The following is a 24114-nucleotide window of genomic DNA, read 5'->3' as shown; positions in this document are numbered from 1 at the left end:
ACGCCGGGCCCCCAACGGGGGTAGCAAGCGGTAACAAGCGGGGTACCAAGAAAGCACAGCGCGCCACCCAGGAGGCAAGGGTGTCCCAGATCGACGGCGATCTCGGTGTTCAGGACTTCGTGGAGGTCCGGCTGCCCGCAGCGGGGGCCTACCTCTCCGTCCTGCGAACAGCGACGGCCGGGTTGGCGGCCCGGCTGGACTTCACGCTCGACGAGATCGAGGATCTGCGGATCGCGGTCGACGAGGCCTGCGCCATCCTGCTCCAGCAGGCGGTGCCCGGGTCCGTACTGTCCTGCGAGTTCCGGCTGGTCGGCGACTCGTTGAAGGTCACCGTCTCGGCCCCGACCACCGACGGCAAGGCCCCCGAGCGGGACACCTTCGCCTGGACGGTGCTCTCCGCCCTGGCCGGCGAGGTCGACTCCTCGGTCGGCGCGGACAAGACCGTGTCGATCAGCCTGAACAAGAAGCGCGGCGGGTCCCCCGTCCACTAGCCGGGCGCCGGACCGAACCGCACGACCGAGCAGCACCGAGCACCACCCGCGCAAGGGCCGTCCGCCGCTCCCCCGACCGGGGTTCCGACGGACGGCTCCCGGTACCGCCACCCACGCGGTACGACCAACGAGACGATTCCGGGGCCACCGGCCCCGGTGCTCCCGGAACGGAACGGGGGAATGGCCGTGAGTGATCTGGACCGTACCGGCCTCGCGACGGCGGGACCCGCCGTACCGACCCAGGCGAGCGTTCCCGGCCTCGCCGCCAACGACGAAGCGCACCCGAAGGACGCCCAGCGGATGAGCCACCCCACCGAGCCGACGTCCGAGCCGACGCCTGCCTCCGTGCCCCCGCCGGACCCGGCGGGCGAGACGGACCCGGCGGTCGAGGCCGAGCCGCACAGCGCCGTGCCCGCCCAGGGCTCGCACCGCACCGGCGCCCCGGACCGGGAGGCCGCCCGCGCGCTGTTCGTCCGGCTGTCCGCACTGCCCGAGGGCTCCCCGGAGCGGGTCGAGCTGCGCAACCAGCTGGTGCGGATGCACATCCCGCTGGTCGAGCACCTGGCCCGGCGCTTCCGCAACCGGGGCGAGCCGCTGGACGACCTGACCCAGGTCGCCACCATCGGCCTGATCAAGTCCGTGGACCGCTTCGACCACGAGCGCGGGGTCGAGTTCTCCACCTACGCGACGCCGACCATCGTCGGGGAGATCAAGCGGCACTTCCGCGACAAGGGCTGGGCGGTGCGGGTCCCGCGCCGCCTCCAGGAGCTGCGGCTGTCGCTCACCACGGCGACCAGCGAGCTCTCCCAGCGGCACGGCCGTTCCCCCACGGTGCACGAGCTGGCCGAGCACCTGGGGATCTCGGAGGAGGACGTCCTGGAGGGCCTGGAGTCCGCCAACGCGTACTCCACGCTCTCGCTGGACGTGCCGGACAGCGACGACGAGTCGCCGGCCGTGGCGGACACCCTGGGCGCGACCGACGAGGCGCTGGAGGGCGTCGAGTACCGCGAGTCGCTCAAGCCGCTACTGGCCCAACTGCCGCCCCGGGAGCAGAAGATCCTGGTGCTGCGGTTCTTCCGGAACATGACCCAGTCGCAGATCGCCGCCGAGGTGGGGATCTCCCAGATGCACGTGTCCCGGCTGCTCGCCCGGACCCTGGCCCAGCTGCGGGAGAAGCTCCTGGTGGAGGAGTAGGACTGACGGCCGCTCAGCTCCGGCTCGGCGGCCGTCCGATCCCCTGCCCCGGCCCTGCGACCCCGGCCCTGTACGCCCCTAGTTTTCGGAGGGGGCGTACAGGGCCGCCGTCGACTTCGGGTTCAGCAGGCAGCCGATGCCCACCAGGCCGAGCACGCCGATCAGCACGCCGAACGCGATCGCCGTGCCGCCGCTCTCGAACATGTAGTAGGCGACCGGCAGGCAGATCGAGTTGGTCAGCACCGCCGGGCTGCGGCCCCAGCGGCGCTCCTTGAGCAGTGCGAGGGCGGCCAGCACCGGCAGCACGCCGAGCAGCACGATGACCGCTCCGCCGAACTCGTTGAGGGCCAGCTGCTTGGACTGGCCGGACAGGGCGGCCACCATGTCCAGGACGCCGACGACGGCCAGCGCGATGCCCTCCAGGGCCGTGATGGCGGCGCCCAGGGTCAGGGAGGCCGGTCGGCCGGCGCCGGCCGTGGGTGCGGGTGCGGAGGTTTCTGCGGTCACTCCAGCAGGGTAGCCGCCGGTCGGTCCGTACCGACCCGTAGGCTTTCCCCATGCGCGCTCTCCTGGTCGTGAACCACAAGGCCACCACCACCAGTGGCCGGACCAGGGACGTCCTGATCCACGCCCTGCGCAGCGATCTGAAGCTGGAGGTCGCCGAGACCCAGTACCGGGGCCACGCGCGCGACCTGGCCCGCGGGGCGGCGGAGGACGGCACGGTCGACCTCGTGGTGGCGCTGGGCGGGGACGGCACCGTCAACGAGGTGGTGAACGGGCTGCTGGCGCACGGCCCGGGCGAGAAGGTCCCGCGACTGGCCGTGGTGCCGGGCGGTTCGACCAATGTGTTCGCCCGCGCGCTGGGCCTGCCCAACGACCCGGTCGAGGCGACCGGCGCCCTGCTGGACGCGCTGGAGCACGGCCGGGAGCGGCCGGTCGGGCTGGGCAAGGCGATGACCGACGGTCTGCCGGACCGCTGGTTCACCTTCACCGCCGGCCTCGGCTTCGACGCGGGCGTGGTCGGCCGGGTCGAGGAGCAGCGCCGGGCCGGGCGCAAGTCCACCCACGCCCTGTACGTCGGCCAGGCCCTGCGGCACTACTTCACCCAGCGTGAGCAGCGCCGCTCCGGCCCGATCTCCCTGGAAATGCCGGGCCACGAGCGGGTTCCGGGCCTGGTGCTGTCGATAGTCAGCAACACCTCGCCCTGGACCTTCCTCGGCAACCGGCCGGTCTACCCCTCACCACTCGCCTCCTTCGACACGGATCTGGACGTCTTCGGCATCACCCGGATGACGGCGTTCGGCACGGCTCGAACGGTCCGTCAGATCCTGCGGTCGTACGCGCCTTCGGGTGACGGCGCCCCTCCGATGGGCCCTTCCGGGAAGCACGTCGTCTCCTATCACGACGTCAGACACTTCACCTTGGTTTCGGAGGAACCGGCGCCGTTCCAGGTCGACGGGGACCATCTTGGAGACAGGAGTCGCGTCAGTTTCACAGGCGTACGGCGGGCACTGCGTGTGATTGTGTGACTGGAAGGGGGGTTCCTCCTTCTTCTCGAACGCACAAGCCCCCTTCACTCCATAGAAGTACTGGCTGTGAGCTAGGCGACACCGAAGAATCCAAAATTCCTCCCCGAAGGGGGTTGTATCCGAGCCCGAGGTTTGCGAACCTCTACATGGCGATCGGGACACATCGCAGCGACGGCAACTCCGGAACCACAGGAGCGCCGACCGCGGGGTGTCCCTCGAATCGCCGAATCCCCCCCAGCACAGACCACCCGGGCCCGACGGGCCTTTGGTCTCTTTTGCTGTTGCGGGATTCGTGAAAGCGTTCACATTCACAAGCCATTCGATTGTGCCGATCGGGCCACCCCCCGCGGCAGGAGGAGTTGGACGACCATGGACTGGCGCCACCGCGCTGTCTGCCGCGAAGAGGACCCGGAGCTGTTCTTCCCGATCGGGAACACCGGTCCTGCTCTGCTGCAGATCGAGGAAGCCAAGGCCGTGTGCCGCCGTTGTCCGGTGATGGAGCAGTGCCTCCAGTGGGCGCTCGAGACCGGCCAGGACGCCGGCGTCTGGGGCGGCATGAGCGAGGACGAGCGTCGCGCGATGAAGCGCCGCGCCGCCCGCAACCGGGCCCGCACCGCCTGATCGCGCAGCGATCACACGCCGTAGCACCAGCAGTGACCGCAGTACCGATCGACACATGATCAAAGGCTTCCCTGCACCTCCTGGTGAAGCCTTCCGCACAAAGGACCTTGCCCTGCCGGGTCCCGCGACACCGGACCCGCCCAGACACTTGATACTGTTCACTGAGAGCAATATCGTGGAGCTGTGGCGCTCACCGTGTGCAACGCACCGGCGAGGTGTCGCACCACCCAGAGCCCCCGCTCCGGCCGACTCCCCCCGACGGCCGGAACGGGTTGAGAGGCCCTGTCGACCCACCCCCCCCGGTCGACAGGGCCTCGTTTCTGTTTCCGCACCCGGTCGCGCGCTCTGGTTCCGCACTCCGGAGTGCGGAGCGCGGACCCGGCGCTTGATCCGAGCACGCGCCCCCGCCACACACCTTCGCGCGTGTCCGTACGCCTTCGCGCCACGGATTCCCGGCGGGATCCCGCCGGACCGGGCCTCAGCGGACCGGGATCTCCAGGATCACCTTGGTCCCGCCGTCCGGGCCGGCCACCATGTCGAAGGTGCCGCCCAGCTCACCGGTGGCCAGCGTCCGGACGATCTGCAGCCCGAGGTTGCCCGCCGTCTTCGGGTCGAAGCCCTCCGGCATGCCGCGGCCGTCGTCCTGCACCGTGATCAGCAGGTACTCCTCCGGCCGGGCGCCGCCGTTCCAGCTTTCCGACCAGCCCGCGCCGGTCGCCGGCGCCCGCCCGCGCAGGGCACTGACCTCCAGGTTCCCGGAGGCGGTCGGTCCGAACGCGTGTTCCAGGGCGTTCTGGAGCAGCTCGGTCAGCACCATCGACAGCGGGGTGGCCACCTCGGCGGACAGGATGCCGAAGCTGCCGGTGCGCCGGGTCGCCACCCGGCCGTCCTGGGACAGCTCCATCGCCATCGCCAGCACCCGGTCGGCGATCTCGTCGAAGGCCACCTTCTCGTCCAGCGCCTGGGAGAGCGTCTCGTGCACGATCGCGATCGAGCCGACCCGGCGCACCGCCTCGTCCAGTGCGGCCCGGCCGGACTCCGACTCCATCCGGCGGGACTGCAGCCGCAGCAGGGCCGCGACGGTCTGGAGGTTGTTCTTCACCCGGTGGTGGATCTCCCGGATGGTGGCGTCCTTGGTCATCAGCTCGCGGTCGCGGCGGCGCAGCTCGGTGACGTCCCGGCAGAGCACCAGCGAACCGGTCAGGGTGCCCTTGGGCTTGAGCGGGATCGCCCGCAGGGTCACCACTCCCCCCTGCGCCTCCACCTCGGTCTGCCGGGGCGCCCAGCCGCTCGCCAGCTTCACCAGCGCCTCGTGGACGGCCGAGCGGGACGGCGGGGCGAGATCGGCGGTGGCCCGGCCGAGGTGGCTGCCGACCAGGTCGGTGGTGAGGCCGAGGCGGTGGTAGGCGGAGAGGGCGTTGGGGCTGGCGTAGGTGACGATGCCGTCCGCGTCCAGCCGGATCAGGCCGTCGCCGACCCGGGGGGCAGCGTCCATGTCGGCCTGCTCGATGCCGGGGTAGGGGAAGGAGCCGGCCGCGATCATCTGGGCCAGGTCGGAGGCGCTCTGGAGGTAGGTGAGCTCCAGCCGGCTCGGGGTCCGCACGGTCAGCAGGTTGGTGTTGCGCGCGATCACGCCCAGTACCTTGCCCTCGCGCCGGACCGGGATCGACTCGACCCGGACCGGGACCTCCTCGCGCCACTCCGGGTCGCCCTCGCGCACGATCCGGCCCTCGTCGAAGGCGGCGTCCAGCAGCGGACGGCGGCCGCGCGGGACGAGGTGGCCGACCATGTCGTCCTGGTAGGAGGTGGGCCCGGTGTTGGGCCGCATCTGCGCCACCGAGACGTAGCGGATGCCGTCCCAGGTGGGGATCCACAGCACCAGGTCGGCGAAGGAGAGGTCGGAGAGCAGCTGCCATTCCGAGACCAGGTGGTGGAGCCATTCCACATCGGCCCCGGTGAGGGTGGTGTGGCGGCGGACGAGTTCGTTCAGCGAGGGCACATGGCGAGGGTAGCGCCGCCGGTCCGGGCGGGGCGCGGCGGACCGGTGGGCGGGCCCCGCGGGACCCTGCCGCACGTCCTCCTGCGAGCCCTCCCGCGAGCCCTGCTGCACGCCCTTCCGTGCACCCTTCCGGGCACCCTCCGGAGTTGTTTAGACCAATTTTCCGAGAGGCCTGGACAACCGAGATTGGTCTAGTCCACAATGAAAGAGCACCAAGGAGAGGCCCCCGCGCAACTGCCCTGACCGCGCGCGGCCCCTCCTCGGTCGGACGCCGACGATCGAGGACCCCGCACAGTTCTCGACCGGATCCGGTGCCCGACGACAGCTCCGGGCTGCGGTGCCGCATGGGTTGAGGGTCCCGTGTCGGCGCCGTGGCCCGTAGTGTTTTCGGCCCCCTTGAGCCACGTCCGGCCGCTCAGCGATCCGGCCCCGTTCCACAGCCTGTGGACCGGGGCCGGATCGCGTCCGCGGGGGCCTACCTCGTCTCGGTGACCTTCGCCAGGGCGCGCGGGGCGTCCGGGTCCTGGCCGCGGGCGATGGTGACCTCGTAGGCCAGCAGTTGCAGCGGCAGGATCTCCAGGATCGGCTGCACCTCCTCCGGCACGCCGGCCGGCAGCGCGAAGCCCGCCGAGGCGGCCTCCACCTGCGCCTGCTGGCCGATCACCACCAGGTCCGCGCCGCGCCCGCGCAGCCGGTCCAGCACCGGCTGGAGGGCCTCGCCGCCCTTGCCGTCCGGGACGATCGCGATGACCGGCGAGACGTTGTCCACCATGGCCAGCGGGCCGTGCAGCAGGTCGGCTCCGGAGAACGGGGTGGCCGGGATGTAGGTGGTCTCCATCAGCTTGAGCGCCGCCTCGCGGGCGGTCGGGTAGCCGTAGCCGCGCGAGGTGATGACCAGGCGCTGGGCGAAGCGGTAGCGCTCGGCCAGCGCCTTCACCTCCGCCTTGCGGGCCAGCACCCCGGCGGCCAGGTCCGGCAGCTCCTCGGCGGCCGAGCCTCCCCCGGCCCTCGGCCGGGGGTACCCCCACGCCTCCGCGAGGCCCTCGACCAGCAGGTAGAGCGCCAGCAGTTCGGCGGTGTAGGTCTTGGTGGCCGGCAGCGCCTTCTCCGGGCCGGCCAGCACGTCGATGTGGAACTCGGAGACCTCGGCCAGCGGCGAGGCGGCGTTGTTGGTCACCGCGAGCGTGACGGCGCCGGCCTCGCGGGCGGCCTTGGTGGAGGCCACCAGGTCGGGCGAGCCGCCGGACTGGCTGACGGTGACGACCAGGACGTCGGTGAGGTCCGGCTTGGCGCCGTACGCGGTGGTGGTGGACATCGAGGTCAGGCCGGCCGGCTTGCCGAGCAGGATCTCGATCAGGTACTTGGCGTACAGCGCGGCGTTGTCGGACGTGCCGCGCGCGGTGAGCAGGACGAAGCGCGGGTTGCGGGCGGCGATCTGCGCGGCGACCTCGCGGATCTTCGGGGCGCCCTCGTCGAGGATGCGCCGGAGGACGGCCGGCTGCTCGGCCATCTCCGCCGCCATGATCCGGCCGGGGACGGAAACAGTCTGCGGGTCGGACATCTGGGTCTGCCTCCGATGAGACGGTTCGACCCCGTGCGGGCGGCTGCCCGGCGGGGACCTCCACGGCGGCGAGTCCGCACACTCGCTGCGGTCCTTCGTCCGGCAATCCTACGGGCGCGCCTTCCGCCGGGCACCTCCGTCCGCACGCCCGCGCGCACCCGGCGCGCCCCGGCGGCGCACGCCCGCGGCACGCGCCCGCACGGTCGGGAGGGGCGCGTGGCCGCGGGCGCGACGGAAGGTCAGGACGCCTTGTTGATCAGCTGGTCGATCGCGGCGTCGGCCTCCTTGGTGGCCTGGTCCACCGACTTGCCCTTGAGGATCGCGGTCAGCATGTCCGGGATGACCTTCTGCTTCTCGACCGCGGCCCAGCCCGGGGCCAGCGGGGTGAACCAGGCGTCCGGGACGGCGTTGGCCGCGGCGGCGGTGGTCGGCTTGTTCTTCAGCGGGTTCAGCTGGGTCAGGTTGTTCGGCAGGATGTCCTTGTCGGCCAGCGCCTGCTCGGACTTGGTGCTGGTGAACATCCGGATCCAGTCGGTGGCCAGCGCCACCTGCTGGGACTTGGCGGTGACGGCGAGGTCGGAGCCGCCGATGAAGGTCGGCAGCGGCTTGCCGTCGGGGCCGGGCATGGTGGCCACCTTGACGGCGTCCTTGAGGCTCGGGTCGCCGGTGACCGGGGCGGTGACGCTGGCCGCCTCGTAGCCGTTGCCGTAGAAGGACGCGGCGTGCCCGCGGGCCATCGACTCGAACTGGTTCTGCTCGTTCACCGTCAGGTCGCCCTTGTTGTACTTGCGCACCAGGTCGACGAAGTGGCTGACGCCCTGCTGGGACTTGGGGTCGTGCAGGGTGCCGTGCCAGTTGCCGGAGCTGTCGAACTTGGCGATGCTGCCGCCGTACGCGGCCACGTAGCTCATCGCGGCGTACCAGTACGGGCCGGGCAGGTAGAGCGGGGAGTAGGTCTTGTCGGCCTTGTTGCGGTCCGCGACCTTGTCCAGCGCGGCCAACAGGTCCGCCTCGGTCTTCGGGAAGTCGGCGCTGCCGGTGGCCTGCTGGAAGGCGGCGGAGTTGTAGATGGCGACCCGGGAGCCGGCGTAGTAGGGCACGCACCAGAGCTTGTCCTGGTAGGTGCAGGTGTTGGCGAGCGCCTTGATCCAGCTGTCGGAGTTGTCGAAGGTGCTGCGGTCCACCGGGGCCAGCGCGCCGGAGAGCACGTACTTCATGGTCTCGGTGTTGCCCAGCTCGACCACGTCGGGGGCGCTGCCGTCGGCGATGGCCTTGTCGAGCTTGCCCACCTTGTCGGCCCAGCCCTGGTACACGAGCTTGAGGCTGGCGTTCGGGTACTTCGCCGCGAACTCGTCGTTGACCCGCTGGACCAGGTCCGGCCAGTTCTTCTGGGCGTCGTCCATCAGCCAGACGGTGACGGTGCCCCCGGCGGCCTTCGGGTCCGCGGAGCCGCCCGCGCCACTGTCGCCCGCCGGCTTCGCGGTCGAGGAACAGGCCGTCAGGCCGACTGCCAGTGCCATGGTCCCGAGCGTCGAGATGAGTTGACGCTTCTTCACGCCGTCCTCCGAGGGTTGTAGAGCCGTCTTGCCCGCCGGCAGCGTGATTGGCGCCCGCGGCGGAGAGTCCGGACAGGGGGCGGCGAAGAGCTTCGGGGTGGGCCGATACCACATCCGGCAAGGTTGAATCTCGAACCGGATGACTGGACTCTGGCCTAGACCATAGGTGGTGTCAACGACCGAAAGCCCTCCTTGGGACGGCCGTTGCAGAGCTGTTGTACCGCGTGGCCGCCAGTTGTCGTTCCGTCACCCTAAGTGGGCCTTAAGGTGGATTTAAGGCCCACTTGAGGGAACACGGTCACTCGACGAACCCGCAGGTCAACTCCGGGGAAACGGAACGGGCCCGCCATGCGACATGCGCATGACGGGCCCATCGGCCGACGCCCACCGGACACGGCCGGTGACGTCTCGTCGAACGGTTCAGCCGATCGCTCCCGGCTGCCCGGTGAGGACCTCCACGGCCGCCAGTCCGCAGACCCGGGCGGCGCCGTGGGTGGCGATGTGGAGCGCCCCGACCGGCTCGGACTGGGGCAGGCCCATCTCGACCACGGCGGCGTCCGGCCGGGCCGCCACCAGACGGCCCAGCGCCGCGGCCATCCACCCGTGCCGGTGCGCGTCGCGGACCACCAGCACCAGGCGCCGGCCCTCTGCGGCGGCCAGCAGCTCGTCGACCAGCGCGTCCAGCAGCTCCGGCGCGGCGTCGGCCGCCGACACCTCGCGGGTGCGGGTACCGGGGAAGCGGTCGGCCAGCATGCCCGCCACACCCCACGGGGTGACGTCGCCGACGGCGATGTTCGGCTCGTCCGAGAACGAGGCCACGTACGGGCGCTCGCTCACCGGCGGCACGGTCAGGCCCGGCGCCCGGACCACCCTGAGCGCCCGGCGCGCGGCCCGCAGGCCGACCGCCAGGTCCGGCTCGACCCGCTCGCCCTGGGCCGCGATCCGGCCCCAGCTGCCCAGCGCCCGCACCCGCGCGGCCGCGTCCGCCAGCCGCTCCTCGGCGAGCCGGCCGGAGCGCACGCCCGCCACGATGGCGTCGCGCAGCATCAGCACGGTCTCCTCGTCGGCGAGCCCGCCGCCGACGCAGATCGCGTCCGCGCCGGCCGCCAGGGCCAGCACGGTGCCCTCGCCCATCCCGAAGGTGTCGGCGATGGCGCCCATCTCGATCGCGTCGCTGACGATCAGGCCCTGGTAGCCGAGGCCGCCGTCGGCCGGGGCCGCGCGCAGCAGGTCGCGCAGCACGGCCGGGCTCAGGGTGGCGGGCAGCTTCGGGTCCAGCGCCGGGATCATGATGTGGGCGGTCATCACGGCCTTGGTGCCGGCCGCGATCGCCGCCTGGAACGGGATCAGGTCACGGGCCCGCAGCACGTCCAGGTCGACGTCGATGACGGGCAGCCCGTGGTGCGAGTCCACCGCGGTGTCGCCGTGGCCGGGGAAGTGCTTGGAGCAGGCGGCCACGCCGGCCGACTGCAGGCCCTCCACCCAGGCGGCGGTGTGCCGGGCGCACAGCTCGGGGTCGGCGCCGAAGGAGCGGACGCCGATGACCGGGTTGCGCGGGTTGGAGTTGACGTCCGCGGTGGGCGCCCAGTTGTAGTTGACGCCGGCCGCGGCCAGCGCCCGGCCCAGCTCCCGGGCGACGTCCCGGGTCAGCGCCGGGTCGTCGATCGCGCCGAGCGCGAGGTTGCCGGGCCAGGACGAGCCGGAGCCCGCCTCCAGCCGGGTGACGTCGCCGCTCTCCTCGTCGATGGCGATCAGCAGGTCGGGGTTCTCGGCGCGCAGCGCACCGGTGAGCGCGGACAGCTGGTCGAGGTCGACCACGTTGCGGTCGAACAGCGCGACCGAGCCGAGGCCCGCGGCGAGGTGGCGGCGCAGCCACTCCGGCGGCTCGGTGCCGACGAAGCCGGGCTGGAGGACGGTCAGGGCGTCACGGTGCAGCTGGTCGCTGTCCGGCACGGTGGGAACGAGGATGCTCACGTTGACTCAGCCCTTCACTGCGCCGTCGGTCAGTCCGTTGACCGCCTTGCGCTGCAGGAAGATGAACAGGATCAGGATCGGCACGGCGAAGAGGGTGGACGCGGCCATGGTCGCGCCCCAGTCGGTGCCGAACGCGGTCTGGAACGAGGAGAGCCAGACCGGGAGGGTCTGCGCCGTCTCGTTCTTGTTCAACATGTTGACCAGCGGGAACTCGTTCCACGCGGTGATGAAGCCGAACAGCGAGGTCGACATCAGGCCGGGGGCGAGCAGCGGGAAGATCACCTTCACGAAGGCCTGGGTGCGGGTGCAGCCGTCCACCATGGCCGACTCCTCCAGCTCCTTGGGCACGGCGGCGATGAAGCCGCGCAGCGTCCAGATCGTGAAGGGCAGCACCATCATCAGGTAGAAGGCGGTCAGCGGCACCAGGCTGTTGAGCATCTCGCTGTCGCGGACGATCAGGTAGGCCGCGATGATCATGACCTCCCAGGGCGCCATCTGGGCGGCCATCACGACCAGGACGAAGCCCTTGCGGCCGCGGAAGCGCATCCGGGCGATCGCGAAGGCGGCCAGGGTGGCGATCACCAGCGAGCCGAGCACCGCGCCGACGGTGACGATCAGGCTGTTGCCGACGTACGTCCAGAAGTTCGGGACGTGCACGGCCCGGTCGAAGTGCTCGAACGTGCCGTTCAGCGGCAAGAAGACGGGGTCCCGGCTGACGATGTCCTTGTTCTGCTTGAACGCGGTCGAGAACATCCAGTAGACGGGGAAGATGAAGAAGACGAAGAGGACGACCGCGATCAGGTTCGGCCAGGTGCGTCCGATGAGCGAGCGCCTCACAGCTCGTCCTCCTGCTTGAGAATGATGCGGAAGTAGTAGGCCATCAGCGCGCCCAGCATCACGATGGTGAGCACCGCGATCGCGGAGCCGACACCGAAGTGCTGCGACCCGATGCCTTCGAGGAAAGCGTGCACCGGCAGGGTGCGGGTCAGGCCGTCCGGTCCGCCCTTGTTGATCAGGTAGACCTGGGTGAAGGCCTTGAACACCCAGATGACCTCCAGGAAGGTCGTGGCCAGGAGGAAGGGCTTCATGATCGGGAAGATCACCGAGCTCCAGATCTTGCCCGAGCCGGCGCCGTCCATGCGGGCGGCCTCGTAGAGCTCCTTGGGGATCGTGGTCAGGCCCGCGTACATGTTGAACGCCACGAACGGGACCGACTGCCACACGATCAGCAGGATGATCACGAAGAAGGTGGAGTACTGGCCGCTGGTCCAGTTGAAGTGGGCCATGGCGTGCCAGCCCAGCTTGTCCAGGAACCAGTTGACGACACCGAAGTTCTGGTCGAAGAGCCAGGTGTAGACGGTGGTCGCGGCGACCACCGGCATCGCCCAGGCCAGCAGCAGGCCGACCGAGAGCAGCAGCCGCATCCGCTTGCCGAGGGTGTTGAGCAGCAGGCCGACCAGCGTGCCGAACACCATGATCAGCACGACGTTGACCACCGTGAAGACCACCGTGCGCAGGGTGATCGCCCAGAACTCCGAACTACCCAGCTGATCGGTGTAGTTGGAGAAGCCCGTCCACTCGGTCAGGTGCTGGATGAACTGCCGCCTGTTGAGGTTCTGGGCCGAGACCACCACCGTCTCGATCAGCGGCCAGACCAGCAGGACGAGGGTCGCCGCGATGGCCGGCAGCAGCAGCAGGTAGGGGGCGAACCTGGAGGCCGCACTGGGCCCGTCCGACGGTCTGCCGCTCCTCCTCGGGGTGCGCTCGGCACCGGGGGTGGTGGACTTGTCTGTCGACGCCACCACGGAATTCGTTGGTTCCGGGGACTGTGTCTGCACCCGTTCCGACTGCGCAGCCATCGTTCTCTCTTCCTTGCAAACCCGACCACGACGGAAGGCGTCGCTCACCGACCCCCCGCCGGGAGCCGGTGAGCGACGCCGCTCGACTGCCTTACTGCTTCTGGTTGAGACGCTTCGCGATCTCGTCGTCGGCCTTCTTGGCCGCGGCGGCGTAGTCGCCGTTCAGCGCCGAGGTCAGGAAGTCCTTGATCGGGTTCGGCTCGTTCTCGACGTTGGTCCAGGTCGGAACGTTCGGGGTGGTCGCACCGTTGAGCGAGGCCGGCAGGGCGGCCTTGGCGAAGTCGCCGGTGACCTTGCTGTTGAGCGCGACCTTGTTCGGGATGAGACCCGAGGAGGCGATCAGGCCCTCGTTCTTGTCGTTCATGGCGATCTTCAGGAAGCCCTTGGCGAGCTCCGGGTTCTTGCTCTGCTGGGCGATCGCCAGGTTCGAGCCGCCGAGGAAGACGCTGGAGGGCTTGTCCGCGGTCGCGCCGGGGAGCGGGAAGTAGCCGATCTTGTCGGCGGCCAGCTCCTCGGGCTTCGGGACCTCCCAGCCGAGACCGATGATGGTGCCGATGTCACCCTTGGCGAAGACGTCCTTCTGCTGCGGGGTGGCCTCGTCCTTGTCCTTCGGCGCGGTGGTCGAGTGGCTCTGCAGCTTCTTGTAGGTGTCGAAGGCCTTCTGGGCCTCGGGGCTCGACAGGCCGCCGACCCACTTGTCGCCGTCCTTCTTGGCGAGCTTGCCGCCCTCGCTGGTCAGCAGGCCGAAGTAGGCGTACCACTCCTGGCCGGGCATGTAGAGGGCGTCGGTGACGCCCGGGACGGCCTTGACCTTGTCCAGGTCGGTGTAGAACTCGTCCAGGGTCTTCGGCGGGGTGGTGATGCCGGCCTTGGTCCAGATGTCCTTGTTGTAGGTCACCACGCGGTTGGTGAAGTACCACGGGGCGGCGTACTGCTTGCCGTCGATGATCGAGGACTCGTTCAGGTTGGCGGCCCAGTCGGCGCCACCCAGGTCGGCCTTGTCCTTGGTGATGTCGAGCAGACCACCGGTGGCCGCGTAACCCGCGGTCTGGGTGTTGCCGATCTCCAGGACGTCCACCGAACCCTCGGAGAGGGCGGCGGTGACCTTCTGGCCGATGCCGTTCCACTTCTGGGTCTGGATGTCGAGCTTGGCACCCGGGTAGGCGGCGGCGAAGTCGGCCTTGACGCTGTCCTCCCAGCCCTTGGGGGCCGAGCCGTCCATCAGCCACACGGTCAGGGTCTTGCCGTCGTAGTTCTTGGCCGCCGCGGACGAGCCGCCCTCGGTCTTCTTGCCGTCCGAGCTGCAAGCCGCCAGGCCGACGACCATTGCTGCGACGCCGACCGCCGCGATGAGCTGACGCTTCACGCCATCCTCCTGAGGGATGCCTGGGTTGCCCCCGTCGGGCGGCAGCGGCAGACCCACACAAAGCGGGGGGAAAGGTGCCGCGGACCCCATCGAACGGGTGGGGGGATTCATAGTTACCGGTCTAGTGGTGTAGACCAGCTGCCTGGAGCTTGGCCTAGACCAATGGGCCTGTCAACGGCTGTTCGACCGATCTCGACCACCCGTTATCAAGCCGACACCGCACATCGTTCATCGCGTGATGAGGTATTCGTTCCGTAGCCATACATGCAACGATGTGAGCCGTTAACGATGTGGCGGGGTCGCTGGAGGCCTCGCGAGAAGCGGGAGAACAGGTCCGATGAGCAGCGACGGGGGATCCACCGCCCAGGTCAACGACCCCGAGGTGAACAACCTCCCGACGCAGGCCGGCACCGACCCGACCGCGCGCGTCCCCAAGTACTACGGCCTGAAGCGGCACCTGCTGCAGCTCACCGAGACCCAGCCCGCCGGCACCCCGGTGCCGCCCGAGCGCGCGCTGGCCGCCCAGTTCGACACCTCGCGCACCACCGTGCGCCAGGCCCTCCAGGAGCTGGTCGTCGAGGGCCGGCTGGAGCGCATCCAGGGCAAGGGCACCTTCGTCGCCAAGCCCAAGGTCGCCCAGGCCCTCCAGCTCACCTCCTACACCGAGGACATGCGGGCGCAGGGCCTGGAGCCCGCCTCCCGGCTGATCGAGATCGGCTACATCACCGCCGACGACCGGCTCGCCCCGCTGCTCGACATCAAGCCCGGCGGCCGGGTGCTGCGGATCGAGCGCCTGCGACTGGCCAACGGCGACCCGATGGCCATCGAGGTCGCCCACCTGTCCGCCAAGCGCTTCCCGGCCCTGCGCCGCAACCTGGCCAAGCACAACTCGCTGTACGCGGCGCTGCGCGAGGTGTACGGGGTCACCGTGGCCGAGGCCGAGGAGACCATCGAGACCACCCTGGCCAACCCCCGCGAGGCCGGCCTGCTCGGCTCCGACCTCGGTCTGCCGATGCTCCAGCTGTCCCGGCACTCCTTCGACGCCGAGGGCGATCCGGTCGAGTGGGTCCGCTCGATCTACCGCGGCGACCGCTACAAGTTCATCACCCGGCTGAAGCGTCCGGAGTAGCCGGAGCGTCCGGGCCGGCCGCGGCGCCCGGAACAGCCGCACTCCCCCGCCGCACCTCGGGCGCCGGCGCGCAAGACCCGCGCACCGGCGCCTTTCGCGTTCCGCACCCGCATGGACGGTGACAGCGTGCCCGCCCGCACCTTCCCCGGACCGCCTCGACCGCTCGCCCGCCGCCCGCGGCAGCGCGTTTCCGTCGCCCGGCGGTGAACTATCGGTCGGTTGCGTCCGACTGGCGGGAAGTTACGTCAATTCCGGTGACATGGATCACTCCATGCTCTAGATTGCGCAGCCGTACTGACCTGACTGCCGATCACCGATGGTGCTGCTCGGCGGGCCCGTGCGGCGCTCGGCGCCGACCGGGCTGCGGCGCCGACGGGGAACCCTCCGGAGCGGAGCCGAAGATGCCGTCTGATCCCCTCACCCTCGAAGATGTCATGCCCGAGCCAGCCGGGAGGCCCGTCCCGGCCGTGACGCCCGAGCGGGTGCTGGCCGGCCTCGCCCTGCTGGTGCCGATCGTCGCGATGCTCTGGGTGTCCTCGTACAACAAGAGCGAACCGGCGGTGGCCGGGGTGCCCTTCTTCTACTGGTACCAGCTGCTCTGGGTGCCGGTGTCGGCCGTGTTCACGGTCGCCGCCTACCTGCTGATCACCCGGGACGAGAAGGCCCGCAAGGCGGCCCGGACGGGCGGTGCGCGATGAAGGACGTCAACGTGCCGGCCCTCGTGGTCTTCGTGCTGTTCTTCGCCCTGGTCACCGTGATGGGCTTCCTCGCCTCGCGCTGGCGCCGCGCCGACAACGCCGCGCACCTGGACGAGTGGGGCCTGGGCGGGCGCAGCTTCGGGACCTGGGTGACCTGGTTCCTGCTCGGCGGCGACCTCTACACCGCGTACACCTTCGTCGCCGTCCCCGCGGCGGTGTACGCCACCGGCGCGGCGGGCTTCTTCGCGGTGCCGTACACGATCGTCGCCTACCCGCTGGTCTTCCTCTTCCTACCCCGGCTCTGGTCGGTCTCCCGGGTGCACGGCTACGTGACCCCGGCCGACTTCGTGCGCGGCCGGTACGGCTCGCGGCCGCTGTCGCTGGTCGTCGCGCTGACCGGGATCCTGGCCACCATGCCGTACATCGCCCTGCAACTCGTCGGCATCCAGGCCGTGCTGGACGTGCTGGGGGTCGGCGGCGGGGAGAACGCCAACTGGTTCGTCAAGGACCTGCCGCTGTTCATCGCCTTCGGCGTGCTGGCCGCCTACACCTACTCCTCCGGCCTGCGCGCCCCGGCGCTGATCGCCTTCGTCAAGGACGCCCTCGTCTACATCGTGATCATCGTCGCGGTGATCTACATCCCGATCCGGCTCGGCGGCTACGGGCACATCTTCGACGCCGCCGCGCACAAGTTCAGCGCGCCGGGCGCCAAGGGATCGCTGACCGTCCCGCACGGCAGCCAGTGGACGTACGCCACGCTGGCCCTCGGCTCGGCGATGGCGCTGTTCATGTACCCGCACTCGGTCACCGGCGTGCTGGCCTCCAAGTCCCGCAGCACCGTGCGCCGCAACATGGCGATCATGCCCGCGTACTCGCTGATGCTGGGCCTGCTGGCGCTGCTCGGGTTCATGGCGATCGCGGCGGGCGTGGGCAAGGGCGTCAAGGGCTACAACGCCCAGCTCTCGGTGCCGCAGCTGTTCGCGGACATGTTCCCGGACTGGTTCACCGGCGTGGCCTTCGCCGCGATCGGCATCGGCGCGCTGGTGCCGGCCGCCATCATGTCCATCGCGGCGGCCAACCTGTTCACCCGCAACGTCTACAAGGACTGGCTCAAGCCCTCCGCCACCCCCGCCGACGAGACCCGGATCGCCAAGCTGGTCTCGCTGCTGGTGAAGGTCGGCGCCCTGGCCTTCGTGCTCGGCATGGACAAGCAGGCCGCGATCAACCTCCAGCTGCTGGGCGGCCTGTGGATCCTGCAGACCTTCGTGGCGATCGTCGGCGGCCTGTTCACCCGCTGGTTCCACCACTGGGCGCTGTTCGCCGGCTGGGCGGCCGGCATGGTGTACGGCACCTGGAAGGCGTACGGGATCGCCAGCCCGGCCACCAAGCACTTCGGCGGCAGCGCGGCCGGGATCCCCGGCATCGGCGAGATCGGCTACATCGGCCTGACCGCCTTCGCGCTCAACCTGATCGTCGCGGTGGCGCTCACCCTGGTGCTGCGGGCGCTCAAGGCCCCGGAGCTCCCGGACGAGACCAGGCCGTCCGACTACAGCGCCGAAGCCGGTGACGAAGAGCTGAAGAACGCGCCGGAGCCTGTAGCGGCGCACTGATTCGCGCGGTACGCGCCCTGTGATCGCGCCGCCTTCTCCGTGAACACTGGAGAAGGCGGCGCGATCATATGTATGAACAGGCGTGCACGCCGGGCACCACCAGACCGGACCGGCATCCGGCCGGAACCTGATCGACCACGGGGAGCTCGCGGCCATGGCAGAACTCGGCACCACCCTCAACGGCCAGCACCAGTCCACCCAGAGCCAGCACCACCACGCCACCGCCCAGGGCCAGCACGGCGCCGCCCAGGGTCAGCGCGGTGCCGCCCACGGCCAGCACCCCGGCGGGCAGGAGCAGCACCCCGGCGGCCACGAACAGCACGGCAGCACCCACCGCCCGGCCGCCGCCGGCCGGCTGCCGTCCCTGCTGATCGCCACCCGGCACGGGGAGTCCACCGCCAACGTCGAGTTCCAGCTGGCCGAGGCCGCCGGAGCGCTCAGCGTCCCGATCAGCTGCCGCGACGCCGACATCCCGCTGTCGCTGCACGGCCGGCAGCAGGCCCAGGCGCTCGGCCACTGGTGGGCCGGCCTGCCCAGCGCGGACCGCCCGCGCAGCGTCTGGTGCTCCCCGTACGTGCGCACCGCCGAGACCGCCCGGATCGCGCTCGCCCAGGCCGCCGGGCTCGGCGCCGTCCCGGTCACTCTGGCCGTCCGGTACGACGAACGGCTGCGCGACCGGGAGCTCGGCATCCTGGAGATGCTGCCGAAGGCCGCGATCGAGGCCAAGCACCCGGAGGAGGCGGCCCGGCGGCGCAAGATGGGCGAGCTGTACTACCGCCCGCCGGGCGGCGAGTCCTGGGCCGACGTCGCGCTGCGGGTGCGCAGCCTGCTGCGGGACCTCTGCGAGGAGGAGGCCGGGCGGCCCGTCCTGCTGGTCGCGCACGACTGCACGGTGCTGATGCTCCGCTACGCGCTGGACCGGCTCACCGAGGAGCAGCTCACCGCGCTCGGACCGGTGCACAACTGCTCCACCAGCCTGTGGCGGGCCCAGGACGGGCGGCTGCGGCCGGACGGCTGGAACAGGGTCGGGCACCTGGTGCCCGGCGGGGACTGACGCCCCCTCGGCCCGCCCGGGAGTCCCCTCGGCCCGCCCGGGAGTCCCCTCGGCCCGCCCGGGGCTCCGGTCAGCCCGCCCGGGGCTCCGGCTCGGCGAAGCAGCGCCGGTAGGCCAGCGGCGTGGTGCCCAGCCGCCGGCCGAAGTGGTGCCGCAGGGCGGCCGCGTTGCCGAAGCCGCAGCGGGCGGCGATCGCGTCCACCGGCTCGGTGGTGGACTCCAGCAGCCGCTGGGCGAGCAGCACCCGCTGCCCGACCAGCCAGCGGTGCGGGGTGGTGCCGGTCTCCTGCTGGAAGCGGCGGGCAAAGGTGCGCGGCGACATGTGCGCCCGGGCGGCCAGCTGCTCGACGGTGGCCTCCTCCGCCAGGTGGTGGCGCATCCAGTCCAGCAGCGGGGCCAGCGAGGCGTCGGCGGCCTCGGGCAGCGGGCGGTTCACGAACTGGGCCTGCCCGCCCTCCCGGTGCGGGGCCACCACCATCCGGCGGGCGATCTCCCGGGCCACCTCGGCACCCTGCACCTTGCGCACCAGGTGCAGGCAGGCGTCGATGCCGGCCGCCGTCCCGGCGGAGGTGATCACCGGGTCGTCGTCCACGTACAGCACGTCCGGCTCGACCGTGGTCAGCGGGAAGCGCTCGGCCAGCGCCGCGCTGTGCCGCCAGTGCGTGGCGGCACGACGGCCGTCCAGCAGCCCGGCGGCGCCCAGCACGAAGGCGCCGCTGCAGATGGACAGCACCCGGCCGCCGCCCTCGACCACCCCGCGCAGCGCCGCCAGCAGCGGCTCCGGGTAGTCGCGGCGGATGCTCGCCGCGGTGACCACGGCGAGGTCCGCCCCGGCGAGGCGCTCCGGGCCGTACGGGACGTCCACCGCGAAGCCGGAGTGGGTGGCGTGCGGCCCCGGACGGGCCCCGGCGATCGCGAAGTCGTAGCCCGGCAGCCCGTCGGCGGTGCGGTCCAGGCCGAACACCTCGCAGGCCACGCCCAGTTCGAAGGGGTGGACCTCCTCCAGCACCACCGCGACCACGTTCTTCAGCATGCCCACCAGGATGCCCCCGGTGCCCGCCCCGGCGGAAGGAACGGAACGGCAGGAGGATGGCAGGATTTCGAGGTGATCGGTCGTTCCTGCCACTCGTGACCGCGGCGCCGCCCGGCCACAGTGGTGCCCATGGACAGCGACACCCTGATCGGCGCACTCGCCATGACCGCGGCCGTCGGCGGTTTCGGCCTGCTCGGCCTCCTGATCGGCCGCGAGACCTCCCGCGGCCCGGCGGCCGGCCGCGACAACTACCACCGCCCGGGCGGCTACCCGGCCGACCCGGCCCGGCCCGAGCGGCTGTACGGCACCGCCGGCCCGGTCCCGTCGACCGGTTCGACCCCGGAGGACCGCCCCGACCAGGGCTCCGGCACACTGGCCCGATGGACTTCCTCATCCGCCAGGCCCTCCCCGAGGACCTCACCGACGCCGGTCGGATCACCGTCGAGGCCTTCGTCGGCGACGGCTTCACCAACCCCACGAGCACCTACGTCGAGCTGCTGGGCGACGCCGGGCGACGGGCCCGGGAGGCCGAACTCCTGGTCGCCGTCGACGCGGCCGGAGCCGGGGTCCTCGGCTGCGTGACCTTCGCCGTCGGCGGCACCGAGTGGGCGGACATCGCCTCCCCCCGGGAGGGCGAGATACGGATGCTGGCCACCGCCGGCGCCGCCCGGGGCCGGGGCGTCGGCGAGGCCCTGGTCCGCGCCTCCGTCGCCCGCAGCCGCGACCTCGACCTGGCCGGTATGGCCTTCTCCACCCGCCCGGAGATGACCACCGCCCACCGCCTCTACGAGCGGGTCGGCTTCCGCCGCACCCCCGAGCGCGACTGGGCCCCGTACCCGGGGATGGACCTGATGGTCTACACGATGGCGTTCTAGCAAGGGGCCTGAGCCGGCGTCGGAGATCACCGGCCGCCCCCTACCGGTGACCGACAGACGATCAACAGGCGTCTTTTGATATAAACCACAGATCAAGACATGTCCCATGGACACGTCGCTCCAGTCGATCGACCCCGGGGGAACAGACCACATGGACGACGGGCCCGGACTCGGCGTGCCCGCGAGCGGGCCCACGCTCCAGGACATGCGCAGGAGCAGGGGCGTCGAAGCCCCCGCCACCAGCCGCTACGCGATCCCCGCACCGACCCCGGAGCCGCGCGGTCCGCTGCCGCCCTCCGTCCGGTTCAAAGCGGTCGACGGCCTGCGCGGCCTGGCCATCGCATCGGTGCTGCTGTACCACACCAACTGGTTCCAGAACGGCCTGTTCGGGGTGGACGTCTTCTTCGTCCTCTCCGGCTTCCTGGTCACCCTGGTGCTGGTCCGCGAACTGGACCGCACCGACGGCATCCGGCTCGGCGTCTTCTACCGCCGCCGGGCCAAGCGGCTACTGCCCGGCCTGTTCACCACGATCATCCTGGTGGTGGGACTGTCCGCCCTGGTCAGTCCGCTACGGGACGTCAGGGATCTTCGCCCGCAGGCGCTGGCCGCACTCGCCCAGATCGCCAACTGGGCCCAGCTGTCGCGCGGTGACGCCTACTGGCAGCACTTCGAATCGATCGACCCGCTCGCGGCCATGTGGTCGCTCAGCATCACCGAACAGTTCTACGCCCTCTGGCCGCTGCTGCTGCTCGTGGTCTTCGGGATCTGCCGCCGCTCCGTCCGCGCGACCGGCTTCGTCACCGCCGGACTGTTCGTCGCCGCCGCGCTGATCGCCCCGCTGATGTGGAACGGCCAGAACAGCGACCGCCTCTACCTCGGCACCGAGACCCGTGCGGTCGGCTTCGCGGCCGGCGCCACCGCCGCCTTCGGGGTCTACCTGTGGCTGCGTCGCAAGGTCCGTGCCGGCTCCTCCGGCGGCACCGGCGGGGCGCGCTCCCGCTCGCGCGTGCCGGCCGGCCCCGTCCTGCCCACCCTGATCGGCACCGCGGCCCTCGGCGGCCTCGTCTGGGCCAGCCTCTCCGTCGGGAACTACCACGAGCCCTGGCTCTACCAGGGCGGACTGGCCGTGGTCGCGGCCCTCGCCGCCGTCCTCACCGTCTCGCTCTGCCAGGAGCGGGGACCGCTGGTGTGGCTGATGTCGCTGCCCCCGCTGCGGCTCACCGGCACCATCTCCTACAGCCTCTACCTGCTCCACCTGCCGGTGTACTGGCTGCTCCAGCACTACCTCGACGACATCTCGCCGAAGCGACTGCTGCTCATCGGCGCACCGGTCTCCTGGGTCCTGGCCTGGCTGCTGCACACCGGCACGGAGAAGCTGCGGGTGCTGCGCTGGCGGGCCTTCCCGGCCGTCCCGCTGGTGGCGGTCACCGCCGCGGTGGCAACCACCGGCGCCTGGTACCTGCCCGTCTGGGTCACCCACGACATGAAGTCCGGGCCGAGCGCCAAACCGATGGTTCTGCTCCTCGGCGATTCCTTCTCCCAGGACCTCTCCACCGGCCTGTACCGGCACGGCGACCGCTACCGCGTCGTCGACGGCGGGATCAGCGGCTGCGGGGTGTTCGGCCCGGAGAAGGTGCGCACCACCTCCCAGGAGGAGTTCGAGACCAGCCAGGAGTGCCGCGACCGGGCCGCCGCCTGGGACCGGCAGCTCGGCAGCGGGCCGCAGGCCGTCGTGGTCCACCTCGGCTGGGACGCCGCCGAGCAGTACGTCGACGGCAGCTGGCTCAACCCCTGCGACGAGGACTACCGGACCATCTACGGCACCCGGCTCGCCCAGGCCGTGGACCAGATCCGCCGTCGCGCACAGGACGCCCAGGTGCTGCTGATGAACGAGCGGGTCGAGAACGGCGCCATCAACAAGACCTGGGGCACCTGCTACAACCAGCAGGTCGGCGACTTCGTGAAGGCCTCCGGCGGCGCCGTCCGGCTGCTCGACCTCAACACCTTCTACTGCCCGTACGAGACCTGCGCCTGGAAGGACAAGCAGGGCCACCTGGTCTCCCCGGCCAACGACGGGGTGCACCTCACCCCGGCCGGCATGCGGTTCGTCACCCCGTGGTTGGAGAAGGAGATCGCGGGCGCGCTGACCGGCGCGGCGCCGGGCCGGCCGGTCGCGGCACCGACCCCGACCCCGACGCCCACACCGACCCCCACCCCGACGCCCACGCCCACGCCCACGCCGACCGCGACCGGCAAACCGACGACCGGCCACGCCCCCGCGAAGTCCACCCGGACCCCGACCCCTAGGACGACCGGACCCCAGGGCGAGGGGAACTAGCGGCGGGGGCCGCGGGACGGCCGGGCCTCAGGAAGGCGGCAGTTCGTAGGACTGCGAGAAGCAGGTGCGGATCGCCTGCTCGGAAGCGGGACGCCCGGCGAAGTCCATCCGCGGGGTGTCCTGGTTGGTCGGCAGGGTCGGGTCGATGCCGAAGTAGAGCGACCAGAAGTACACCCCGCCCAACTTGCGCTCCTGCGCCACCTGGCAGACCGCGGTGAACCAGGCGGCCTGGACGGCCTCGTTCAGCTCGCGTTTGGTGTAGAAGTCGCCGGGCGTCTTGTAGGCGCCCTTCTGCGCCGGGATGCCCACCTCGGTGAGCTTGGTGGCCGGCTGGGGCCCCGCGCCCCGCTTGTCGAGCCAGCTGTGCCAGCTGGTCACCAGGTCGGCCACCGGGGCGTCGTCGCCCGCCGACTTGGCGGGGAAGTAGGCGTCCACGCCGGTCCCGTCGGTCGGCAGCGGGAGCGCCCCCTTGGACCAGTTGTCCCAGTTGGCGTCGTACACGATCTGGCCCCGGAAGGTCCTCCGGGCCTGCTCGATCAGTCCCGTCCAGTGCGGGTCGCTCTCCAACGAGTTGAACTCGGTCCCGACGGTGAACTCGGTCGCGGAGTGCTCCTGGGCGGTCTTCAGATAGGGCGTCAGGAACGCGGCATAGCTGGCGAACCAGGCGTCCTTGTCGCTGGGCGCGATATTGCCGCGCCACACGCCGGTGGCGGAGTAGTTGAACACCTCCTCGTCCATGATCGGCCGCACGGTGGTGCGCAGACCGGCCCGGTGGGCGGCGTCCAGCAGCAGGGCCAGCCGCTCCGGGGTCGGGGTGGTCGGGCGGGCGGCGACGCCGTTCGACTTGGGTCCCGTCGTGTAGTACGGGAACGTCACCGAAAGGGAGTTGGCGTTCAGCCCGACCACGTACTCGACGATGCGGTCGACCTTGCCCTGGACGAAGCTGTCCGGGTCCGCCGGGTCGTCCAGCCAGTACACCTGCACGCCCCACTCGGGGCTGCCCTTGGTCCACGGGCGGGCCACCTTGGGGCCGGTGTCCTCCACCGGCGGCGCGTCCTTGCCGAAGCCCCAGACCCGGCCCTGCTCGGTCGGCGCGCCGGCCCAGTGCACCGTGGTCGGGCGCTGGTGGTCGAACTTGACCGGGTGGTCCCCCCAGACCACCGGGATGCCGACGGTGAGGGCGACCACCACGGTCGGGAGGATGAAGATGACGGGGCGCTTCACGGT

Annotated in this window: 20 protein-coding genes; 10 read left to right on the top strand and 10 right to left on the bottom strand. The window is 71.1% G+C overall.

Going from position 1 to position 24114, the window contains the following annotated elements:
- Window positions 1-80 precede the first annotated feature (80 nt).
- Complete coding sequence (locus tag ACFVUY_RS14375; RefSeq protein WP_387695207.1) at window positions 81-491, top strand: anti-sigma regulatory factor; 411 nt, start codon at window positions 81-83, stop codon at window positions 489-491.
- A 180-nt stretch (window positions 492-671) separates the two neighbouring features.
- Window positions 672-1685 (top strand): SigB/SigF/SigG family RNA polymerase sigma factor, encoded by a 1014-nt coding sequence (locus tag ACFVUY_RS14370; protein ID WP_380355824.1) that lies wholly within the window; start codon window positions 672-674, stop codon window positions 1683-1685.
- A gap of 78 nt (window positions 1686-1763) precedes the next feature.
- Here the strand turns inward: ACFVUY_RS14370 and ACFVUY_RS14365 are convergent, their stop codons facing one another.
- Window positions 1764-2192, bottom strand: coding sequence for a hypothetical protein (locus ACFVUY_RS14365; RefSeq protein WP_387729909.1), 429 nt, complete (start codon window positions 2190-2192; stop codon window positions 1764-1766).
- Window positions 2193-2242: 50 nt separating this feature from the next.
- Between ACFVUY_RS14365 and ACFVUY_RS14360 the strand changes: the two genes are divergently transcribed.
- Together ACFVUY_RS14360 and ACFVUY_RS14355 are read left to right on the top strand one after the other, a co-directional pair.
- Entirely contained in the window at window positions 2243-3214 is a 972-nt protein-coding gene (locus tag ACFVUY_RS14360) for a diacylglycerol/lipid kinase family protein (RefSeq protein ID WP_387695205.1), read from the top strand.
- 369 nt (window positions 3215-3583) lie between these two features.
- Window positions 3584-3835: a WhiB family transcriptional regulator gene (locus ACFVUY_RS14355; RefSeq protein WP_014138019.1), complete on the top strand. Its 252-nt coding sequence runs from the start codon at window positions 3584-3586 to the stop codon at window positions 3833-3835.
- Window positions 3836-4313: 478 nt separating this feature from the next.
- On the opposite strand, the gene ACFVUY_RS14350 is transcribed toward ACFVUY_RS14355, so the two are convergent.
- From ACFVUY_RS14350 to ACFVUY_RS14320, 7 genes are all read right to left on the bottom strand, one after another.
- Complete coding sequence (locus tag ACFVUY_RS14350) at window positions 4314-5834, bottom strand: sensor histidine kinase (protein ID WP_387695204.1); 1521 nt, start codon at window positions 5832-5834, stop codon at window positions 4314-4316.
- 475 nt (window positions 5835-6309) lie between these two features.
- Complete coding sequence (locus ACFVUY_RS14345; RefSeq protein WP_387695203.1) at window positions 6310-7395, bottom strand: SIS domain-containing protein; 1086 nt, start codon at window positions 7393-7395, stop codon at window positions 6310-6312.
- A gap of 239 nt (window positions 7396-7634) precedes the next feature.
- A complete protein-coding gene (locus tag ACFVUY_RS14340) occupies window positions 7635-8915 on the bottom strand; it encodes an extracellular solute-binding protein (RefSeq protein ID WP_387695202.1) in 1281 nt (426 codons plus the stop codon).
- 456 nt (window positions 8916-9371) lie between these two features.
- A complete protein-coding gene (locus ACFVUY_RS14335; protein WP_387695201.1) occupies window positions 9372-10925 on the bottom strand; it encodes a glycoside hydrolase family 3 protein in 1554 nt (517 codons plus the stop codon).
- A gap of 6 nt (window positions 10926-10931) precedes the next feature.
- Entirely contained in the window at window positions 10932-11762 is an 831-nt protein-coding gene (locus ACFVUY_RS14330) for a carbohydrate ABC transporter permease (RefSeq protein WP_387695200.1), read from the bottom strand.
- Window positions 11759-12784, bottom strand: coding sequence for a carbohydrate ABC transporter permease (locus ACFVUY_RS14325; protein ID WP_387695199.1), 1026 nt, complete (start codon window positions 12782-12784; stop codon window positions 11759-11761). The genes ACFVUY_RS14330 and ACFVUY_RS14325 overlap by 4 nt, the downstream gene beginning before the upstream one ends.
- A gap of 91 nt (window positions 12785-12875) precedes the next feature.
- Window positions 12876-14150 carry an extracellular solute-binding protein gene (locus ACFVUY_RS14320; RefSeq protein ID WP_380548227.1) on the bottom strand — a complete coding sequence of 425 codons (1275 nt, stop codon included), beginning with the start codon at window positions 14148-14150 and terminating at the stop codon, window positions 12876-12878.
- Between the two features lie 337 nt (window positions 14151-14487).
- Between ACFVUY_RS14320 and ACFVUY_RS14315 the strand changes: the two genes are divergently transcribed.
- The 4 genes from ACFVUY_RS14315 (at window position 14488) to ACFVUY_RS14300 (ending at window position 18641) form a co-directional block, all read left to right on the top strand.
- Complete coding sequence (locus ACFVUY_RS14315; RefSeq protein ID WP_355261095.1) at window positions 14488-15279, top strand: GntR family transcriptional regulator; 792 nt, start codon at window positions 14488-14490, stop codon at window positions 15277-15279.
- Between the two features lie 434 nt (window positions 15280-15713).
- Entirely contained in the window at window positions 15714-15977 is a 264-nt protein-coding gene (locus tag ACFVUY_RS14310; RefSeq protein ID WP_387695198.1) for a DUF3311 domain-containing protein, read from the top strand.
- The gene (mctP, locus tag ACFVUY_RS14305) at window positions 15974-17587 is read left to right on the top strand and encodes a monocarboxylate uptake permease MctP (protein ID WP_387729907.1); all 1614 of its coding nucleotides are present in this window, start codon (window positions 15974-15976) and stop codon (window positions 17585-17587) included. Before ACFVUY_RS14310 ends, mctP begins: the two co-directional genes overlap by 4 nt.
- 154 nt (window positions 17588-17741) lie before the next feature.
- Complete coding sequence (locus tag ACFVUY_RS14300; protein WP_387729904.1) at window positions 17742-18641, top strand: histidine phosphatase family protein; 900 nt, start codon at window positions 17742-17744, stop codon at window positions 18639-18641.
- Window positions 18642-18711: 70 nt separating this feature from the next.
- Here ACFVUY_RS14300 and ACFVUY_RS14295 read toward each other — a convergent pair whose 3' ends face one another.
- A complete protein-coding gene (locus ACFVUY_RS14295; RefSeq protein ID WP_387695195.1) occupies window positions 18712-19674 on the bottom strand; it encodes a helix-turn-helix domain-containing protein in 963 nt (320 codons plus the stop codon).
- Window positions 19675-20054: 380 nt separating this feature from the next.
- On the opposite strand from ACFVUY_RS14295, the gene ACFVUY_RS14290 reads away from it, so the two are divergent.
- The gene (locus ACFVUY_RS14290) at window positions 20055-20549 is read left to right on the top strand and encodes a GNAT family N-acetyltransferase (RefSeq protein WP_387729901.1); all 495 of its coding nucleotides are present in this window, start codon (window positions 20055-20057) and stop codon (window positions 20547-20549) included.
- 106 nt (window positions 20550-20655) lie between these two features.
- Entirely contained in the window at window positions 20656-22887 is a 2232-nt protein-coding gene (locus ACFVUY_RS14285) for an acyltransferase family protein (RefSeq protein ID WP_387729899.1), read from the top strand.
- A gap of 27 nt (window positions 22888-22914) precedes the next feature.
- Here ACFVUY_RS14285 and ACFVUY_RS14280 read toward each other — a convergent pair whose 3' ends face one another.
- The gene (locus ACFVUY_RS14280) at window positions 22915-24111 is read right to left on the bottom strand and encodes a glycoside hydrolase family 113 (protein ID WP_387729896.1); all 1197 of its coding nucleotides are present in this window, start codon (window positions 24109-24111) and stop codon (window positions 22915-22917) included.
- Window positions 24112-24114: the final 3 nt, after the last annotated feature.

Source organism: Kitasatospora sp. NPDC058063 (assembly GCF_042885395.1).
Classification (GTDB): Bacteria; Actinomycetota; Actinomycetes; order Streptomycetales; family Streptomycetaceae; genus Kitasatospora; species Kitasatospora lactacystinica.
This window is presented reverse-complemented; position numbering and strand designations above follow the sequence as displayed.

Excerpts from the sequence above, each read along its gene's own strand:
- ACFVUY_RS14370 (WP_380355824.1), top strand. The coding sequence starts at position 672 with ATGGCCGTGAGTGATCTGGACCGTACCGGCCTCGCGACGGCGGGACCC.
- ACFVUY_RS14360 (WP_387695205.1), top strand. The coding sequence starts at position 2,243 with ATGCGCGCTCTCCTGGTCGTGAACCACAAGGCCACCACCACCAGTGGC.
- ACFVUY_RS14355 (WP_014138019.1), top strand. The coding sequence starts at position 3,584 with ATGGACTGGCGCCACCGCGCTGTCTGCCGCGAAGAGGACCCGGAGCTG.
- ACFVUY_RS14345 (WP_387695203.1), bottom strand. The coding sequence starts at position 7,395 with ATGTCCGACCCGCAGACTGTTTCCGTCCCCGGCCGGATCATGGCGGCG.
- ACFVUY_RS14340 (WP_387695202.1), bottom strand. The coding sequence starts at position 8,915 with ATGGCACTGGCAGTCGGCCTGACGGCCTGTTCCTCGACCGCGAAGCCG.
- ACFVUY_RS14325 (WP_387695199.1), bottom strand. The coding sequence starts at position 12,784 with ATGGCTGCGCAGTCGGAACGGGTGCAGACACAGTCCCCGGAACCAACG.
- ACFVUY_RS14315 (WP_355261095.1), top strand. The coding sequence starts at position 14,488 with ATGAGCAGCGACGGGGGATCCACCGCCCAGGTCAACGACCCCGAGGTG.
- ACFVUY_RS14310 (WP_387695198.1), top strand. The coding sequence starts at position 15,714 with ATGCCCGAGCCAGCCGGGAGGCCCGTCCCGGCCGTGACGCCCGAGCGG.
- mctP (WP_387729907.1), top strand. The coding sequence starts at position 15,974 with ATGAAGGACGTCAACGTGCCGGCCCTCGTGGTCTTCGTGCTGTTCTTC.
- ACFVUY_RS14300 (WP_387729904.1), top strand. The coding sequence starts at position 17,742 with ATGGCAGAACTCGGCACCACCCTCAACGGCCAGCACCAGTCCACCCAG.
- ACFVUY_RS14295 (WP_387695195.1), bottom strand. The coding sequence starts at position 19,674 with ATGCTGAAGAACGTGGTCGCGGTGGTGCTGGAGGAGGTCCACCCCTTC.
- ACFVUY_RS14290 (WP_387729901.1), top strand. The coding sequence starts at position 20,055 with ATGGACTTCCTCATCCGCCAGGCCCTCCCCGAGGACCTCACCGACGCC.
- ACFVUY_RS14285 (WP_387729899.1), top strand. The coding sequence starts at position 20,656 with ATGGACACGTCGCTCCAGTCGATCGACCCCGGGGGAACAGACCACATG.